This is a genomic window from Roseofilum capinflatum BLCC-M114, from assembly GCF_030068505.1.
Classification (GTDB): domain Bacteria; phylum Cyanobacteriota; class Cyanobacteriia; order Cyanobacteriales; family Desertifilaceae; genus Roseofilum; species Roseofilum capinflatum.
Window position 1 is genome coordinate 1 of sequence record NZ_JAQOSO010000112.1, and the last position, 17,011, is coordinate 17,011.

A 17,011-nucleotide genomic window follows, 5' to 3' on the forward strand; every position below is an offset into this window, starting at 1 on the left:
ATTGCCTATTGCCTATTGCCTATTGCCTATTGCCTATTGCCTATTGCCTATTCCCTATTCCCTATTCCCCATTCCCCATTCCCTCTTGCCTATTCCCCATTCCCCATTCCCTATTCCCCATTACCTATTACCCATTACTGCTGTATTGTAATAAAGAGGTTAAAAACGACTGCCCAACTAATCAAACTCCTGCGGAACTCTCTATGGCTATTGGATATCTTGCCTTTGTTCTTCATGCCCATCTCCCTTTTGTGCGTCATCCAGAAAGTAACTATGTACTCGAAGAAGAATGGCTCTATGAAGCAATTACAGAAACCTATATTCCCTTAATTCATGTATTTGAAGGACTCAAACGAGATGGAGTAGACTTCAAACTCACCATGAGCTTAACCCCCCCCTTAGTCTCCATGCTCATGGACCCCCTCTTACAAGAACGCTACGATCATCATTTAGCCACCCTGCAAGAATTAATTGAAAAAGAAATCGATCGCTACAAATATCACGGACACCTAAAATATTTAGCAGAATTTTATGCTAAAGAATTTGCCAATACCCGCGCAACCTGGGAGAGATATCAAGGCAACTTAATCACCGCCTTTAAGCAATTTCAAGACAGTAACAATCTCGATATTATCACCTGCGGCGCAACCCATGGTTACTTCCCCTTAATGAGAATGCGACCAGAAACCGTCTGGGCCCAAATTAAAGTCGCTTGCGATCATTATCAAGATGTCTTTGGCCAACTGCCTAGAGGAATTTGGTTACCCGAATGTGCCTATTATGAAGGGGTAGAAAAACTGCTCGCCGATGCCGGATTGCGCTATTTTCTCATTGATGGCCATGGGATTATGTACGCTCGTCCCCGTCCTCGGTTTGGAACCTATGCCCCCATTTTTACCGAGACTGGAGTGGCAGCTTTTGGCCGAGATCATGAATCTTCCCAACAAGTTTGGTCTTCCCAAGTTGGTTATCCTGGAGCGCCAGAATATCGAGAATTTTATAAAGATTTGGGCTGGGAAGCCGAATATGAATATATTAAACCCTATATTTTGCCCAATGGACAACGGAAAAATATTGGTATTAAATATCATAGAATTACCGGTCGAGGCTTAGGATTATCGGAAAAAGAACTCTACGATCCCTATTGGGCCAGGGAAAAAACTGCCGAACATGCTGGCAACTTCATGTTTAATCGGGAATATCAGGTGCAACATTTGCACCGGATTATGCAGCGTCCGCCGATTATTTTATCGCCCTATGATGCCGAACTCTTTGGTCATTGGTGGTATGAAGGGCCGTGGTTTTTAGATTATATCTATCGCAAAACTTGGTTCGACCAAAGTACCTATGCCATGACCCATTTATCCGATTACTTAAATGCCTATCCTACCCAGCAAGTGTGCCGTCCAGCTCAGTCAAGTTGGGGGTATAAAGGCTTTCATGAATATTGGTTGAATGAAACCAATAGTTGGATTTATCCCCACTTACATAAGACAGCCGATCGCATGGTAGAACTAAGTATACGCGAAGGAGGCGATCGCCTGGAAGAAAGAGCCATTAACCAATGTGCCAGGGAACTGCTCCTAGCGCAATCTTCTGATTGGGCGTTTATCATGCGAAGCGGAACCATGGTTCCCTACGCTAACCGGCGCACCAAATCCCATCTCATGCGCTTTAATAAACTCTATGAGGATGTAATGGCCGGAACCGTTGATAGTGGTTGGCTCGAAAAAGTCGAGCATATGGATAATATTTTCCCCAATATTGACTATCGAGTGTATCGACCGAGATAGAAAAAGTCCCCCTTATTTAAGAAGGGGGATCGAGAATTTTTAATTCATATGAGGCGTTAAAATGACTCATTTGACTCTAGACCTAGAAACCGTCAACTTGACGGATGAGCAATATTATCAGTTGTGCATCAGAAATAAGCATCTTCGCTTGGAATGTAATGCTCATGGAGATTTAGTGATTATGCCTCCCGCAGGTGATGAAACCAGTAATCGTAATGCGGGAATCACCGCTCAACTGTGGTTATGGAATGAAGACCAAGAATTAGGTGTAGTCTTTGACTCTTCAGCCGGTTTTACCTTGCCGAACGGGGCAAAACGATCTCCCGATACTTCTTGGATTCCCCTAGAAAAATGGGAAAAAATCCCGTCAGAAGAACGGGAAAAATTTAGTAAGATTTGTCCTGATTTTGTCGTTGAGTTAATGTCCCCCAGCGATTCATTGAAAACGACCCAAGAAAAAATGCAAGAATATTTGCATAATGGAGCCAAATTGGGTTGGCTGATCGATCGCAAGCAAAAACGAGTAGAGATTTATCGACCCGATCGCGATGTAGAAACCTTAGAATATCCTTCTGAGTTGTCAGGAGAAACTGTATTACCCGGATTTGTCTTGAAATTAGCCAAAATTTGGTAAATCCCTATTCCCCCATCAAACCATCATCTTCAGTTCATCAGAAGCCTGATTGAGTTGCTCCGTTTCCTGGCGGGTTTGGCGAATGGCTATAACCACCTGTTGAGCGCTGTTATTGAGGTCATTCATGGTTTTGACAATATCTTGAACAGCGATCGCCTGTTGTTGGATATTCAGAGCAATCTGCTGATTACTAATCACCATATTATTCACCGCTTCCGTCACCCCCGAAAACGCTTGAGAGGATTGTTTGGCAATCGTCAGACTCGCTTGTACCCGTTCTGTTCCCTCCCCCGTCGCTTTAGCAGTAGCTTCTACCGCGCTTTGAATTTCGATCACCAAATGGTTGATGCGATCGGCAGAATTCTTACTCTGATCCGCCAACTTCCGAATTTCCGCCGCCACCACTGCAAACCCCTTACCCGACTCTCCTGCTCGCACCGCTTCCACCGATGCATTCAAAGCCAACATATTCGTCTGATTTGCAATATCACTCACCACTTGGGAAATTGTCCCAATTTGATTATTTTGCTCCCTTAAGCGGGAAATTTGGGTAGAAATTTTCTCTACCTTTTGTTGGACTTCCATCATTCCCTGTAAAGTTTCCGCCACCGCTTGATTTCCGGTTTCCGCCACCGTTAAAGCTTCTTGTGCTGCCACAGATGCATTTTTAGCTTGATAGGTACAGTTTTGGGAAGAAACCCCCAACTCTTCCACCGTTGTCGTCGTTGAATTCACTGCTCTAGCCTGAGTATTGACCGTTTCTTCTTGTTCAGTTACCGTATGCAAAATCTCTAGAGTCGATTGGGTAATGAGATTAGACGTTCGATGAATTGAACGAGAAATACCCTGAGCAATTAAGCCCACAAAAACAGCCGCCAGTCCTCCCAAACCAATGGATAATAAAAGGAGTCCATTTAACAACAAACCTAAAGAGTCGTCAATTAATTCTTGTTCAGAAACGACTAAACTTTCATACATATTATGAAGATTTGTATTAATTTGCTTGAAGTTTTCATGAATCAGTTGCCCACTCTGGTTAATAAACAGTGAGGTGGCTTGTCCCCGTTGTTGCTGCTGGACTAAATTTGCCATCTGATTGCTAATTTGGTCATAGTTAGCAATTTGTTCACTGACTTCTTTCACGTTCTGTTTGAGTTGACTAATTTGGCTCCATTCTGTATCACTGAACCGGGATTGAAACGGTTCTATATTCTGATAAATGATCTCTAAGTCATTCAGGGTTTGCTCAAAAAAACGTTCCCCTTCTCGATCGTAGTCTAAAAAAAATGGTTCTGGTTGGATCAAATAACCTCTGATCGCGTTAGACATTTGTAAATGAGCGATTTGTAGATGATGAACCTTGTCCGTCAAATCAGACGAAAAATTAAGTCTTTGGAAATTAACAGCGATTTGCTGTGCAACCCCCGATCCCCACAATGTTGCAATGATTAAGGCAGCTACCGGAAGCAAATACCCTAATAAAATTTTGTGTTGTACTTTGAGCCGATTCGATTTCTGCTTCATGGGGAGGACTCCTGTAGATAAGATTTAGAGAGGTCTGGATAAAAGTTTCTCACGACTGGCTTGAAGATGCATAGGAGAAACAGAATCAGCCGGATTTTTCTTCAAGACTTCCTGAAAACAGTTTATAGCCGATTGAAATTCTTGTTGATTGAGCGCTTGTAGGCCTTGTTCAAATAGATCTTTGGTTTGGACAATTTCTGGGTCTAAGATTTGGGTTTTTGTGCCTAGAATTTCGTATAAATAAATTCCTTGTTGTTTGCCGCGAGGAATGGCAAAATCGATGCAGCGCAGGAGAAAATAATCGGGATCGGGATACTGTTGCTGTATGGCATCAATTACGGCTTTACTGGCGATCGCCGGGCAACCGTAGACTTTTGTCAATCCCTCAATCCGTGCTGCTGTATTCACCACATCCCCAATCACCGTAGAATCCATACGGTTATTGCCTCCCAGAGTCCCCACAATGCCCACTCCTGTATGCAAACCAATCCCGATTTGAATTGGCTCTTGCAGTCCCAAAACTTGACGATTTTGGTTAAACTCCTGCAACCGTTGACGCATCATCACTGCGGCTTTCAGCGCATCGCTACTATGGTGATGGGGGCGATCGAACACGGCCATAATCGCATCGCCTAGAAACTTATCAATAAACCCCTGATGGCTAGAAATGGCTTCACTCATCTGAGTAAAAAACACATTTAACCAAGCAAAAGTTTGTTGAGCAGCTTGGTTTTCCGCAATTTGAGTAAAATCGCGAATATCACAAAACAAAATCGTTAACTCTTCTTCTGTCCCATTCCCCAATTGAATCGAGTCTAACCCCTGGGGCGCAATGCGTCGCAAATATTGTTCTGGGACAAATAAATGAAACTTTTCCGAGAGATTCTCATTAATATTCCAAGCGGCTGACAACTGTTTTTGATTGCGTTCTTTGTTTTCTTGGTTAGCCTTATTTTGACGCAACTGGGACAAGCGTAAAATACTCGATATCTTTGTTAACAATAGCTCCGTATCAATGGGCTTGGTAATATAATCATCCCCCATCAAGTCCAGCGCCCTTAACCGAGAATCATCATCATCAAGGGCAGTCAAAAAAATAATCGGAACCCCTTGCAGAACTTCATCCTCGCGCAATCGACGACAGACTTCATACCCATCCATCCCCGGCATCATAATATCTAACAGAATCAAATCCGGATGCATCTGAGCCGCTAAACTCAAGGCCTGCTCGCCGGAACTCGCTGTTTGGATTTGATAGCCTTCGAGATCGAGTAACTCTTCCAGGAAAAAAATATTACTCGGATCGTCATCGACAATCAAAATGTGTTGAACAGGATTTTGCATCTGTTAGTTCCCAACCTGCCGCGCCAGAATTCTGTTGCAGCCTAGTAAATGCGATGCCCCCAACTGGTGGATCAGCTTCTGACTGAGGAAACTAACCCCTCCTACTCTTAATTATTAACGATCCATTCTCTACAATCAACAATTACAGCACTCCCATTACTCATTACTCATTACTCCTTGTGCTGAACCTGGTGAATCATGTCCACTACCTCCTCAAACTCCAGAGGTTTACTCAAATAGCCATCCGCTCCCGCTTGCAGACACTGCTCGCGATCGCCAGCCATGGCCATCGCTGTCACCACGATCACCGGAACCTCTTTCCACAGGGGATGGGCCTTCAAGCGCCGCACCAACTCTAAACCATCCACTTCTGGCAACTGTACATCCATCAAGATTAATTCGGGTAAATTTTGCTGCGTCACCAACGAAGACTCAATGGTATGCACCATCATTTGACCATCGGCGATCAACTCCACGCTGTAGCCTTCCAACTCTAGAATCTCAGAAATCAAGGCTTGATTATAGGGTTGGTCTTCCACGACTAACACTCGCTTCCCATTGATTTCTTTCGGGGGATCTCCCATGGGAGGCTCATCCCGATCTATTTCCCGATCCTCAGCAGATAAATGACTCATCCCAGTCAGGGGTAACCAGACTCGAAAGATACTGCCTTTTCCTTCTTGGGACTCAAAGGAGAGGGTTCCCCCATGGAGTTCGGCGAGTCGTTTGGTGAGGGAAAGACCTAAACCGGTTCCTTCATGACGACGGGTTAAAGACGAGTCAATTTGTTGAAAGGGACGGAAGAGTAAATGCTGTTGATCTTCAGGAATACCAATGCCCGTATCTTGGACTTCTAGGCACAAATAGGGGGTACTCTGGTTAATGGGGGAGCGATCGCAGCGATGTTCTTGGGTTAATTCTTCTCCATATCCTAATCTGCCCTTGAGTTTAATCCGTCCCTCCTCTGGGGTAAACTTGACCGCATTCGAGAGCAGGTTGACTAAAATTTGGCGGATACGCCGTTCATCAAGCAAGGCCCGATCTAAGCGATAATCGAGTTCTAGGGAGAGAATTTGCCGTTTTTTATCGGCACGGGGTTGAATCATCTTCAGGCAATCTGTACATAGCTCATGAATCCCCAAAATTTGTAGATCCAGGTCTGTTTTACCTGCCTCTATTTTTGATAAGTCTAGGATTTCATTAATCAGAGAGAGCAAATGTTTACCACTAGAGGCGATCGCCTTCACATGATTTTGTTGCCGCTCATTCAGTTGACCAGAGCGCTGCCGCAGCAATAAATCCGAGAAGCCTAAAATACTATTGAGCGGCGTTCGCAGTTCATGGGACATCGAAGCCAGAAACTCCGATTTCAGTTGCGATGCTCGTTCTAAATCCTGGTTAATTTCATGCAGTTTTTCTTGTGCTGTTGCCCGTTCAATGGCCACGCCCAACGTCCGACAGGCTGCTTTGAGCATATCCTGTTGGGGAGACGTTTGAAGTTCATGCAGATTCTTTGATTCTAAGGTTAACACCCCAATTACCCGACCATCGGAGGTGGGAATGGGAAAAATCCCCACTTGGCGAATTCCTGGATTGCGGAAAATTTCTAAGGCTTGGGGATGGTTGCAGTAGTCTTGAATAAATAAAGGTTCTCCAGTCCGCACGACTTCCCAGAGCAGACCTTGACCTTGGGGAACCCCTTGTTGTAATAAAGATTCCATTTCTGTGACCACGGGTTCACCGCAACTGGCGATAAACTGACCGGCAATATTATTGGTTAAGGGGCCGGCCAGTTGTTCTTCTCCTTCCCCGCTAATCACTTTAATGTCCCCAAAAGCCGAGTCCATGGTTTCTACTAGGTAATTGAGGGCATATTTACCGATTTCTTTCAGAGACGCTGAAGTTTGTAGCCGTTCATTGAGACCTAACAGGAATCGGAGGCGCTTGACCTCCGCATTTAAGCTCGATTGCATGAGAGCCGCATGTTTGAGGGCTTGGCGATCGCGGGTAACATCGCGGAAAATCAGTAAGCGTCCTTGGTTGGAGGTCACTGTCGTTGAGATTTCTAGATGAATGCCATTGGACTGTTCCACTTCAATAGCCACATCCATGTTTTCCGAGCCAATAATTCTGGATTTGAGTTTCTGACATTGTTCTAAACGCCAGTAGCCTTGTTGCATCAGGTGGCTAATGACATTTTCAATATGGGGCTGTTTTTGCAGGCAGTGGAGGTCAACTTCCCACAACTGTGCCAGCTTATGGTTAAACAAGACCAAATGATGGGAGGCATCGAATAGGGCGATCGCATTGTCCACCTGAGACAAAATTAATTCCTGTTCTTCCTGAAGACGCTGTAGATCCATAGAGGTTTGCTCTCGGTCAACGGGTAGGGGGGATGCAAGCATGTCAGTATCTTCCCAATGTACTCAACTGGTACTTTACATCTTCACATAATTTAACATTCCGTTGAGTGAGGGAGATCGAGTGGCGATCGCGATCTCGATCACACCCATAGTTTTACAAAACTTCATAAAACCATAAACTTAGCAACTAAAATTAGTGATTTTTTATATCAATTCCCTAAAAATTTAAGAAAACATCAATACCAAATTAAACAACCAAAAGCTTGTCAAAAAAGGCTTAATAAAATTTACTGAAAATCTTTATAAAATTTTGGAATTTTTATCTCATTAAGCGCTTCAATAGAATCTATAAGACCACCCAAGATTCAACACAGACTATGCAATCTTCAGTCGCCCCTCCCACCTCAGACAAAAAAAACACCCCTGGCAAACCTGCGGCCAAAGACAAACGCTTCAAAGCCCTAGATGTGACGATGAAGCGCAATCAATATCGCCAAGATGCCCTCATTGAAATTCTTCACAAAGCCCAAGGAGCCTTTGGTTATCTCGAAGAAGAAGTCCTAGAATACATCGCCCGTAACCTCAAACTCCCCCTGAGTCGAGTTTATGGAGTCGCCACCTTCTATCATCTCTTCTCCCTCAAACCGGCTGGCGCTCATACCTGCGTCGTTTGCATGGGAACCGCCTGCTACGTCAAAGGAGGAGACAAAGTATTAGCCGCCCTAGAAGATCACACAGGCGTTCATTCCGGAGAAACCACCCCCGATGGGCAAGTTTCCCTCGTCACCGCCCGATGTATCGGAGCCTGTGGCATCGCTCCGGCTGTAGTCTTCGATGGTCAAGTGGCTCCCCAGCAAACCCCAGAATCTGTCATTGAGCGGATTAAAGGCTGGCAAGAGTAGGGGACGGGTGGGTTTCCATGTCGCACAAATGTAGGGGCGGGTTCTGCAACTCTATCCTCTTCTCACCCAGATATTAGAGAACCCGCCCGAACCCAACCCCGGTAAAAATAATGATTACGGAGAACATCATATGGAATTTAGCGAACTGCAAGAACTCGCCGAACAAGAGAAACAAGCCCAGAAACCCACCAGAGTCCATTGTTGTACCTCAACGGGATGCCAAGCCGCGCAATCTTTAGCCGTCAAAAAAGGCATGGAACAAGCCGTTAAAGACCAAGGCTTAGAAGAGGAGGTGCAGATTGTTGGCGTAGGCTGCATGGGATTTTGCGGTCAAGGGCCCATTGTTCAGATCGATTCAGAAAACTCAGAAGCAGCCGATGGACTTTACTACGAAAAAGTCACCCCAGAGCAGAGCCACTCCATTATCGAAGGCTTGAAAGGAGGAGCAGTAACTGCCAATCAAGGCGATCCCAATCATCCCTTCTTTAGTCGTCAATTCCAAATTGTGCGGGAATATAGCGGTAAAATCGACCCCGAAAAAATTGGCGAATATATCGCCATGGGCGGCTATCAGTCTCTGTATCATGCCGTCTATGAAATGTCTCCAGAAGACGTGATCGCAGAAATCACCAAATCTGGACTGCGGGGACGGGGTGGTGCAGGTTATCCTACCGGCTTAAAGTGGGCCACGATCGCCAAAATGCCCCCCGGCCAAAAATATGTCATCTGTAACGCTGATGAAGGCGATCCAGGAGCATTCATGGATCGCTCAGTTTTAGAGAGCGATCCTCATCGGATTTTAGAAGGAATGGCGATCGCCGGATACGCCGTCGGAGCCAACCAAGGCTACATCTACGTCCGCGCCGAATATCCCCTCGCCATCAGCCGCCTAGAAAAAGCCATTAAACAAGCCAAACGCCAAGGTTTCCTCGGTTCCAGTATCCTCGGATCGTCCATTGACTTTAACATCGCCATTCGCGTCGGAGCAGGCGCTTTCGTTTGTGGAGAAGAAACCGCCCTCATCGCCTCCATCGACGGTGGACGCGGTGTTCCTCGGCCCCGGCCTCCCTATCCTGCCGTATCTGGACTCTGGGGAGAACCCACCTTAATCAACAACGTAGAAACCCTCGGTAACCTAGCTCCCATTATCCGCAACGGTGCAGACTGGTTTGCCAGCATCGGCACAGAAAAAAGCAAAGGCACAAAAATCTTCTCCCTCACCGGAAAAGTGTGCAACAACGGCCTGATTGAAGTCCCCATGGGCATTACCTTACGGGAAATCGTCGAAGTTATGGGCGGTGGAGTGCCCGATGGCGGCCAAGTGAAAGCCGTGCAAACCGGCGGCCCCTCTGGCGGTTGTATTCCCGCCGAATATATGGATACCCCGGTAGACTACGACTCCCTAACCAAACTCGGCTCCATGATGGGATCAGGGGGAATGGTGGTTATGGATAACTCCACCAACATGGTACAGGTCGCCCAATTCTACATGGAATTTTGCCAAGAAGAATCCTGTGGTAAATGCATTCCCTGTCGCACCGGAACGGTGCAAATGTACGAACTGTTAACCAAAGTAATTAAAGGAAAAGCCAAACCTGAAGACCTGGAAAAACTCGAACACCTGTGTCAGATGGTGCGGGTAACCAGCTTATGCGGGTTAGGCATGAGTGCCCCCAACCCCGTGTTAAGTACCTTGCGCTACTTCAAATCTGAGTATGAGGAGTTTTTAGCTGTCAAGGCTTAAGCCTTAATCCATAGTAGGGAGGTTTACCAAACCTATCCCACTCAATCTCGGTAAACCCGCCCCTACCCCACGTTGCCTCAAAAGGAGTGAAATTAATTAATTTATGTTTTGCGAACAATGCGAACAAACCGCCAGTGGTCAAGGATGTCACCAATGGGGCGCTTGTGGGAAAAGTCCAGCCGTCAATGGCGTGCAAGATCTGTTGGTGTATTGCCTCAGAAGCTTGGCTCCTGTGGCCCTAAAAGCCAAAGAGGTAGGGTTATCGACCCTAGAAGTCGATCGCTTTACCTGTGAAGCCTTGTTTACCACCATGACGAATGTTAACTTTGACAAACGCTATTTTGCCAATTTAATCCGTCATGCGATCGCCCTACGGGAAGACCTCAAAGATCAAATTGCCCAATCTACAAGCGTTGAGTGGCCCGAAATTGCCGAATATCAACCCGACTTTACCGGAAGTTTAGTCGAACAAGGGGAAAACATCACCGCTCGCTTACTAGAGTCAGCTAAGGGCAACCCCGATATCTTTGCCCTCAAACTCCTGGTACTCTATGGAGCCAAAGGCATGGCTTCCTACGCCTTCCACGCCTACGAACTCGGTCAAGAAGACCCAGAGATTTACCAGTTCTGCCATCAAGCCTTATATGCGATCGATCGCGATAACTTGAGTTTAGAGGAGTGGGTCGCCCTAGCGCTCAAAGTGGGAGAAATGAACCTGAAAGCCATGGCTTGTTTGGACGCGGGTCATACCCAAACCTATGGTCATCCCGTCCCCACCACCGTACCGCTCAACCCCAAACTAGGTAAGGCGATCCTAGTTTCGGGTCACGACATCAAGCAACTGGCAGCTCTGCTCGAACAAACCTTAGACAGTGGTATTACCGTTTATACCCATGGCGAGCTACTCCCAGCCCATGGGTATCCCCAACTCAAAGAGCGATATCCCCATCTCTATGGTCACTATGGCACAGCCTGGCAAAATCAGACCCGCGACTTTGCCAAGTTTCCCGGCCCGGTGGTCATTACCACCAACTGCCTGATGCCTCCCCATGAAACCTATGAGGAACATCTGTATACTGTCGGCCCGGTAGGTTTTCCTGGCATTATCCATTTACCTACCATCGATGACACGGTGGACTATAGTTTGGTGATTTCCAGAGCCAAAACCATGAAAGGCTTTACGGAAGAAACTGAACCGCGTCAGGTGATGACGGGATTTGCTCGCAATGCCGTCTTAAGCGTGAGTGACACGATTATTGATGCAGTGAAACAGGGCAAAATTCGCCATTTCTTCCTGGTGGGAGGTTGTGACGGGGCGAAACCCGATCGCAACTACTATACGGAATTTGTGGAACAAGTGCCCCAAGATTGTGTGGTGATGACTCTAGCTTGTGGCAAATTCCGCTTCTTTGATCAGCAACTGGGAACCATTGGCGATATTCCCCGCTTATTGGATGTGGGCCAATGTAATGATGCCTATTCTGCCATTCAAATTGCCTTGGGGTTAGCCAATGCGTTTGAGATGGATGTGAATCAACTGCCCCTGTCTATGGTGCTGTCTTGGTACGAGCAAAAGGCGATCGCCGTCTTACTCACCTTACTCTATTTGGGAATTAAGGACATCCGCCTAGGGCCCACCCTACCCGCATTCTTGACTCCCAATGTGTTTAAGTTGCTCTCGGACACCTATAACCTGCAACCCATTTCTACCCCAGAGGCAGATCTGGCAGCCTGTTTAGCAGGGTAGGGGGATGGGGGGATGGGGAGACACGGGGATCAACAGATTACCGATTCCCGATTCCCTATTCCCCATTCCCCATTCCCCATTCCCTATTCCCCATTCCCCATTCCCTATTCCCTATTCCCTATTCCCCATTCCCCATTCCCCATTCCCTATTACCCATTACCTACTTGGAGAATACTATGTCTGTAAAAACCCTAACAATTGATGGAATTGATGTGGCCATTGAAGAAGGTTCAACCCTTCTAGATGCAGCCAAAGAAGCAGGGGTTGAGATCCCGACCCTATGTCATTTAGAAGGAGTTTCGGATGTGGGCGCTTGTCGCCTCTGTTTAGTGGAAGTCAAAGGGATTCCTAAGTTACTTCCCGCTTGCGTGACCGAAGTCTCTGAAGGAATGGAGGTCAATACGCAAACCGACACCCTGAAAGAGTATCGGCGCATGACCGTTGAGTTGCTCTTTGCAGAAGGCAATCATATGTGTGCTTTTTGTGTCGCTAATGGCAACTGTGAACTTCAGGATGTGGCGATCGCCGTCGGTATGGATCATTCCCGCTTTGAGTATCGCTTCCCCAACCGCGAGGTTGATATCTCCCATCCCCAATTTGGTATCGATCACAACCGATGCATCCTCTGTACTCGGTGCGTCCGTGTCTGCGATCAGATTGAAGGGGCCCATGTCTGGGATGTTTCTGGACGGGGAGGTACAGCTAAAATTATCTCTGGTTTAAATCAACCTTGGGGTGAAGTGAATGCTTGCACCTCCTGTGGTAAATGTGTCAATGCTTGTCCTACGGGGTCAATTTTCCGCAAGGGAACGACTACCGCAGAGAAAGAAAGCGATCGCGAGAAACTAGAGTTCCTAGTCAACGCTCGCACCAAACACCAATGGACAAGATAATGATGAATGGCTCAAGGTAGCGATCGCTGGGAGCATCTCAGTTATTATGAGCGTAAGTATCTTAAAGTGGCGATCGAAGCCTACGATGAAATTATCGAAGATACTGACGATATCCCTAAAATTTCCCAACACTATCAACTCGATATTGAAGAGGTTAAGCGAGCCAAAAATTATGCCTTTGGGGATGGAGTGTTTACCGGAGAAAACAAAACCATGAATCAACCCCTTGATGTAACAGCAAGTTTATCCAAGTCAGAGTTAATGGAACAGCAGTTCTTAGAGATTCTGGAAAGTTGCCAATCTCTTAGCACTCATCATGCTCAATACTCTAGTATTCCTTATAACTCTGTGGATAGACTCTGTGAAATAGCTCAAGATGTGAATGGTTTTGTCCGTTTGGTGAATCTCTATCAAGAGTCAATTCAAATGACTGTCAATGCAGTATTTACATATGCAGGTACAGTTGATAATTGGAGAGTCAAAGAATCTCCAATTGGGTTGGGAATTCGAGACTTTTGTAGCCTGTTAGTTGCTCTGCTTGAAGGACAAAAAGCAAGCAGTGTATTGGCTTCAGGTAATTTCCAATCCTTAGAAATGATTGCTGAATTATTGGGTGAATGGAGGGGCGTTGACTTTCAAGAAATTCTAGAAAAACAAGCACAGTACCTATTAAATGGAAACCAAAACTAGGAGAGAAGAACATGGCAAAGATTAGAATGGCAACGGTTTGGCTGGCAGGATGTTCGGGCTGCCATATGTCCTTTTTGGACTTAGATGAATTCCTATTTGATGTAGCAGAAAAAGTTGATGTGGTTTACTCTCCCGTTGGCTCAGATATTAAGGAATATCCAGAAAATGTAGATGTCTGTTTAGTCGAAGGAGCGATCGCTAATGAGGAGAACTTAGAACTCGCCCGAAAAGTGCGCGAGAGAACCAAGATGGTGATTTCCTTTGGAGATTGTGCCGTGACTGCCAATGTCCCCGCCATGCGGAATATGTTAGGCGGGACGGAATCGGTACTTAAACGCTGTTATTTGGAATTGGGAGATACGACTCCCCAATTGCCCAATGAACCCGGAATTGTGCCAGAACTCCTCGATCAAGTCCGCCCCCTCCATGAAATGGTTAAAGTAGACTTGTTTATTCCCGGATGTCCTCCCCCTGCCGATCGCATCAAAGCGGCGATCGCACCTTTATTAGCTGGCGAAACTCCAGCCATGGAAGGACGGGAAATGCTGAAATTTGGCTAAACCCCATGCCCTCATCCCCCCAGCCCCCTTCTCCCACGGGAGAAGGGGGAGAAATAAGTCCCTCTCCTGTGGGAGAGGGATTTAGGGAGAGGGCAACCCCCACCCAAAACCCTGTAGGGGCACAAAAGTCTCTCTCCCGTGGGATTCCTGATTTTCCGCAAAGCGGACATGAAAGGGAGAGGGCAACCCCACCCCAAAACCCACACAAAGGAGAACATCAAAATGAGTAAAAAAGTTGTTATCGATCCCGTAACCCGTATTGAAGGTCATGCCAAAATTTCCATCTTCTTAGATGATGCCGGAGAAGTGGAAAACGCCCAATTTCATGTGGTCGAATTTCGCGGATTTGAAAAATTCTGTGAAGGGCGACCCATGTTTGAAATGGCGGGAATTACTGCCCGTATTTGTGGTATTTGTCCTGTCAGTCACCTGTTAGCCTCGGCAAAAACCGGGGATAAAATCTTAGCCGTGCAAGTGCCTCCAGGAGGCGAAAAACTGCGGCGGATGATGAATTTGGCCCAGTTGACCCAATCCCATGCCTTGAGCTTTTTCCACCTCAGTAGTCCCGATTTTCTCTTGGGCTGGGAGAGCGATCCAGCGACTCGCAATGTGTTCGGTTTAATGGCAGCCGATCCTGATTTGGCGCGGGAAGGCATTCGTCTACGGCAGTTTGGACAAAATATTATTGAACTGTTAGGCGCGAGAAAAATTCATTCAGCCTGGGCAGTTCCCGGTGGGGTGCGATCGCCTCTTTCGGAAGAAGGTCGCGCTTGGATCAAAGACCGCCTACCGGAGTCGCGCACCGTCACCGAGAAAGCTTTGAGTCTGTTTAAGCGCCTATTGGATAGCGAGTTAACCACAGAAGCAGAAGTTTTTGGTAAGTTCTCCTCCCTGTTTATGGGCTTAGTTGGGGCTGATGGCAGTTGGGAACATTATGGCGGCCATCTGCGCTTTATTGACAGTGAGGGCAATATCGTTGCTGATAATTTGAGCGAGGATGATTATCAAGACTTTATCGGCGAAGCGGTCGAAAATTGGTCTTATTTGAAATTCCCCTATTACAAACCCTGGGGATATCCCGATGGAATCTATCGCGTTGGGCCTTTAGCGCGGTTGAATGTGTGCGATCGCATTGGAACGCCGAATGCTGACCGCGAATTGCAAGAAATGCGCGATCGCGCCGGTGGACGAGTCGCCACTTCTTCCTTCTACTATCACTATGCTCGCTTGATTGAAATCCTCGCTTGTCTGGAGCGTTTAGAGCAATTGGTAGACGATCCCGATGTGGTTTCCTCCCGTGTTCGCGCCACTGGAGGCATTAATAAACTCGAAGGAGTCGGAGTCAGTGAAGCGCCCAGAGGAACCCTTTTCCATCACTATAAAGTGGATGAACAGGGCCTAATTGAGAAAGTGAACCTGATTATTGCCACCGGTCAAAATAACCTGGCGATGAATAAAACGGTCACTCAAATTGCCAAACATTATATCCATGGCAATGAGATCCCCGAAGCCATGCTCAACCGCACAGAAGCCGGTATTCGTGCTTACGATCCCTGTCTGAGCTGCTCAACCCATGCGATCGGTCAAATGCCTCTCCATCTAGAGTTAGTGAGAGCCGATGGTAGCATTGCTCATCAACTTCATCGGGATTAAAGTCTAGCGCTGCTTTGAGAGCGCTTTGCGCTGCTATAGTTGATTCAATTGTGCAGTGAGACACCAACGAGTAGGGTGGGGCAATGCCCACCTTACAACTTGCACCGGCTACTATAATGATTTTGGATTAGCACAGAGTAGATTATGGAATCCAGGAACTTTATGTATAACAATTGCTGCTAATATAGCAGAAACTGGCTTTTTAGCATTTGTCGATCGCCTGATGAACCTGTGCGACGAACTCGAAGCGAACATCGAGCAACGCACAGCCAAACAAACCAGCCTGTTAAACGCAGTCATTACTCATTCCTTGAGGTAACCAGCACCAACCCCTTGGTTTTCCCCGAAACTGAATCGACAGTGCGGGTGGAGTTCCAGAGATCTTCAGCACTGACCCAAATCGGAGGATACTTGTAGCGGGCTACATCCAGAATTAGGAAGCGATCGCTCTGACGATGATAAGCTGCCACTGGAGAAATATGGCCCCCTCGCTCCTGTTCAATGGACTTTCGTAAATAATTGACCAGGACAAAATTATCCGGCTGTTGTAAGTTTTCTACCATTAACTGGCGAAATTCCCGTAAACTCACATCCCCTCCGTGATAGACCTGAGTATTCACCGGATAACGGGCTAAAAAAGCCCCTAACTCTTCCAACGTCATCCCTTGCCTGGCGATCGTCTCTTGAGTAATTACCCCATCCGTTTTACGGTTAAAAATATTCTCTTGAGTAAACCGCTTTCTACCATACTCTGGTGCATCCGGAGCCTCAATGCCCAAAGCATTCAACACCATAACCATACTCGCCACCCCACAAAACGCCTGATTTTGCTGGGTTTCAAACTGAATGCTCAAGGGCACATAATCTTGGCGAGCGCGGCTGTCGATTAACCACTGCTCCCCTAGTGATGAATCTAACTCAATTAACCGTTCAGCAACGGGCAAAGTTTGGGCAACCGTTCTGCCCCCCAGCAAAACCATCCCTAACACGAGAATAGAGAGACGACGACGAACATTGAACAATCGATGCATTGGGCATTTTCTCCAAGAACTACCATTCAATTAAGAATTAAAAATTAAAAATTAAAAATTAGCAATTAACCACTAGATCGCCTCCCCATCTCCCCCACATAACCCTTCCTTAACCCAAGCTTGTCGGCGATCC

At 46.6% G+C, this 17,011-nt stretch carries 15 protein-coding genes; 11 read left to right on the top strand and 4 right to left on the bottom strand.

Features of this window, described 5'->3' with window-relative positions; genetic code table 11:
* Window positions 1–203: 203 nt before the first annotated feature.
* Both PMG25_RS21495 and PMG25_RS21500 read left to right on the top strand, forming a co-directional pair.
* A complete protein-coding gene (locus PMG25_RS21495; RefSeq protein ID WP_283768951.1) occupies window positions 204–1,793 on the top strand; it encodes a glycoside hydrolase family 57 protein in 1,590 nt (529 codons plus the stop codon).
* Between the two features lie 61 nt (window positions 1,794–1,854).
* Window positions 1,855–2,427 (top strand): Uma2 family endonuclease, encoded by a 573-nt coding sequence (locus PMG25_RS21500; protein ID WP_283768952.1) that lies wholly within the window; start codon window positions 1,855–1,857, stop codon window positions 2,425–2,427.
* A 15-nt stretch (window positions 2,428–2,442) separates the two neighbouring features.
* Here PMG25_RS21500 and PMG25_RS21505 read toward each other — a convergent pair whose 3' ends face one another.
* The 3 genes from PMG25_RS21505 to PMG25_RS21515 all read right to left on the bottom strand — a co-directional run bounded on the left by PMG25_RS21505 (window position 2,443) and on the right by PMG25_RS21515 (window position 7,658).
* Entirely contained in the window at window positions 2,443–3,951 is a 1,509-nt protein-coding gene (locus PMG25_RS21505) for a methyl-accepting chemotaxis protein (protein ID WP_283768953.1), read from the bottom strand.
* Between the two features lie 24 nt (window positions 3,952–3,975).
* Window positions 3,976–5,295 carry an adenylate/guanylate cyclase domain-containing protein gene (locus tag PMG25_RS21510; protein WP_283753675.1) on the bottom strand — a complete coding sequence of 440 codons (1,320 nt, stop codon included), beginning with the start codon at window positions 5,293–5,295 and terminating at the stop codon, window positions 3,976–3,978.
* Between the two features lie 170 nt (window positions 5,296–5,465).
* The gene (locus PMG25_RS21515) at window positions 5,466–7,658 is read right to left on the bottom strand and encodes a hybrid sensor histidine kinase/response regulator (RefSeq protein WP_347178908.1); all 2,193 of its coding nucleotides are present in this window, start codon (window positions 7,656–7,658) and stop codon (window positions 5,466–5,468) included.
* A gap of 377 nt (window positions 7,659–8,035) precedes the next feature.
* Here PMG25_RS21515 and hoxE point away from each other — a divergent pair, with 377 nt between their 5' ends.
* The 9 genes from hoxE to PMG25_RS24705 all read left to right on the top strand — a co-directional run bounded on the left by hoxE (window position 8,036) and on the right by PMG25_RS24705 (window position 16,166).
* Window positions 8,036–8,560 carry a bidirectional hydrogenase complex protein HoxE gene (gene hoxE, locus PMG25_RS21520; protein WP_283768955.1) on the top strand — a complete coding sequence of 175 codons (525 nt, stop codon included), beginning with the start codon at window positions 8,036–8,038 and terminating at the stop codon, window positions 8,558–8,560.
* Window positions 8,561–8,690: 130 nt separating this feature from the next.
* On the top strand, window positions 8,691–10,304 hold the full coding sequence (nuoF, locus tag PMG25_RS21525; RefSeq protein WP_283768956.1) for an NADH-quinone oxidoreductase subunit NuoF: 1,614 nt from the start codon (window positions 8,691–8,693) through the stop codon (window positions 10,302–10,304).
* 103 nt (window positions 10,305–10,407) lie between these two features.
* A complete protein-coding gene (gene hcp / locus PMG25_RS21530) occupies window positions 10,408–12,051 on the top strand; it encodes a hydroxylamine reductase (protein WP_283768957.1) in 1,644 nt (547 codons plus the stop codon).
* A gap of 12 nt (window positions 12,052–12,063) precedes the next feature.
* Window positions 12,064–12,237, top strand: coding sequence for a hypothetical protein (locus tag PMG25_RS21535; RefSeq protein ID WP_283768958.1), 174 nt, complete (start codon window positions 12,064–12,066; stop codon window positions 12,235–12,237).
* A complete protein-coding gene (hoxU, locus tag PMG25_RS21540; protein ID WP_283768959.1) occupies window positions 12,228–12,944 on the top strand; it encodes a bidirectional hydrogenase complex protein HoxU in 717 nt (238 codons plus the stop codon). The genes PMG25_RS21535 and hoxU overlap by 10 nt, the downstream gene beginning before the upstream one ends.
* Before the next feature lie 6 nt (window positions 12,945–12,950).
* Window positions 12,951–13,634, top strand: a complete 684-nt coding sequence (locus tag PMG25_RS21545) for a hypothetical protein (RefSeq protein ID WP_283768960.1) — start codon at window positions 12,951–12,953, stop codon at window positions 13,632–13,634.
* A gap of 11 nt (window positions 13,635–13,645) precedes the next feature.
* On the top strand, window positions 13,646–14,194 hold the full coding sequence (locus PMG25_RS21550) for an NADH-quinone oxidoreductase subunit B family protein (RefSeq protein ID WP_283768961.1): 549 nt from the start codon (window positions 13,646–13,648) through the stop codon (window positions 14,192–14,194).
* Between the two features lie 222 nt (window positions 14,195–14,416).
* The gene (locus PMG25_RS21555; RefSeq protein ID WP_283768962.1) at window positions 14,417–15,847 is read left to right on the top strand and encodes a Ni/Fe hydrogenase subunit alpha; all 1,431 of its coding nucleotides are present in this window, start codon (window positions 14,417–14,419) and stop codon (window positions 15,845–15,847) included.
* A 55-nt stretch (window positions 15,848–15,902) separates the two neighbouring features.
* A complete protein-coding gene (locus tag PMG25_RS24705) occupies window positions 15,903–16,166 on the top strand; it encodes a hypothetical protein (RefSeq protein ID WP_283768963.1) in 264 nt (87 codons plus the stop codon).
* Here PMG25_RS24705 and PMG25_RS21565 read toward each other — a convergent pair.
* On the bottom strand, window positions 16,147–16,878 hold the full coding sequence (locus tag PMG25_RS21565) for a phytochelatin synthase family protein (protein WP_283768964.1): 732 nt from the start codon (window positions 16,876–16,878) through the stop codon (window positions 16,147–16,149). The two genes, PMG25_RS24705 and PMG25_RS21565, sit on opposite strands and share 20 nt — an antisense overlap.
* Window positions 16,879–17,011 lie beyond the last annotated feature (133 nt).

Excerpts from the sequence above, each read along its gene's own strand:
- hcp (WP_283768957.1), top strand. The coding sequence starts at position 10,408 with ATGTTTTGCGAACAATGCGAACAAACCGCCAGTGGTCAAGGATGTCAC.
- hoxU (WP_283768959.1), top strand. The coding sequence starts at position 12,228 with ATGTCTGTAAAAACCCTAACAATTGATGGAATTGATGTGGCCATTGAA.
- PMG25_RS21545 (WP_283768960.1), top strand. The coding sequence starts at position 12,951 with ATGGCTCAAGGTAGCGATCGCTGGGAGCATCTCAGTTATTATGAGCGT.
- PMG25_RS21535 (WP_283768958.1), top strand. The coding sequence starts at position 12,064 with ATGGGGAGACACGGGGATCAACAGATTACCGATTCCCGATTCCCTATT.
- PMG25_RS21550 (WP_283768961.1), top strand. The coding sequence starts at position 13,646 with ATGGCAAAGATTAGAATGGCAACGGTTTGGCTGGCAGGATGTTCGGGC.
- PMG25_RS21565 (WP_283768964.1), bottom strand. The coding sequence starts at position 16,878 with ATGCATCGATTGTTCAATGTTCGTCGTCGTCTCTCTATTCTCGTGTTA.
- PMG25_RS21555 (WP_283768962.1), top strand. The coding sequence starts at position 14,417 with ATGAGTAAAAAAGTTGTTATCGATCCCGTAACCCGTATTGAAGGTCAT.
- PMG25_RS21495 (WP_283768951.1), top strand. The coding sequence starts at position 204 with ATGGCTATTGGATATCTTGCCTTTGTTCTTCATGCCCATCTCCCTTTT.
- PMG25_RS21515 (WP_347178908.1), bottom strand. The coding sequence starts at position 7,658 with ATGGATCTACAGCGTCTTCAGGAAGAACAGGAATTAATTTTGTCTCAG.
- PMG25_RS21510 (WP_283753675.1), bottom strand. The coding sequence starts at position 5,295 with ATGCAAAATCCTGTTCAACACATTTTGATTGTCGATGACGATCCGAGT.
- nuoF (WP_283768956.1), top strand. The coding sequence starts at position 8,691 with ATGGAATTTAGCGAACTGCAAGAACTCGCCGAACAAGAGAAACAAGCC.
- PMG25_RS21500 (WP_283768952.1), top strand. The coding sequence starts at position 1,855 with ATGACTCATTTGACTCTAGACCTAGAAACCGTCAACTTGACGGATGAG.
- hoxE (WP_283768955.1), top strand. The coding sequence starts at position 8,036 with ATGCAATCTTCAGTCGCCCCTCCCACCTCAGACAAAAAAAACACCCCT.
- PMG25_RS21505 (WP_283768953.1), bottom strand. The coding sequence starts at position 3,951 with ATGAAGCAGAAATCGAATCGGCTCAAAGTACAACACAAAATTTTATTA.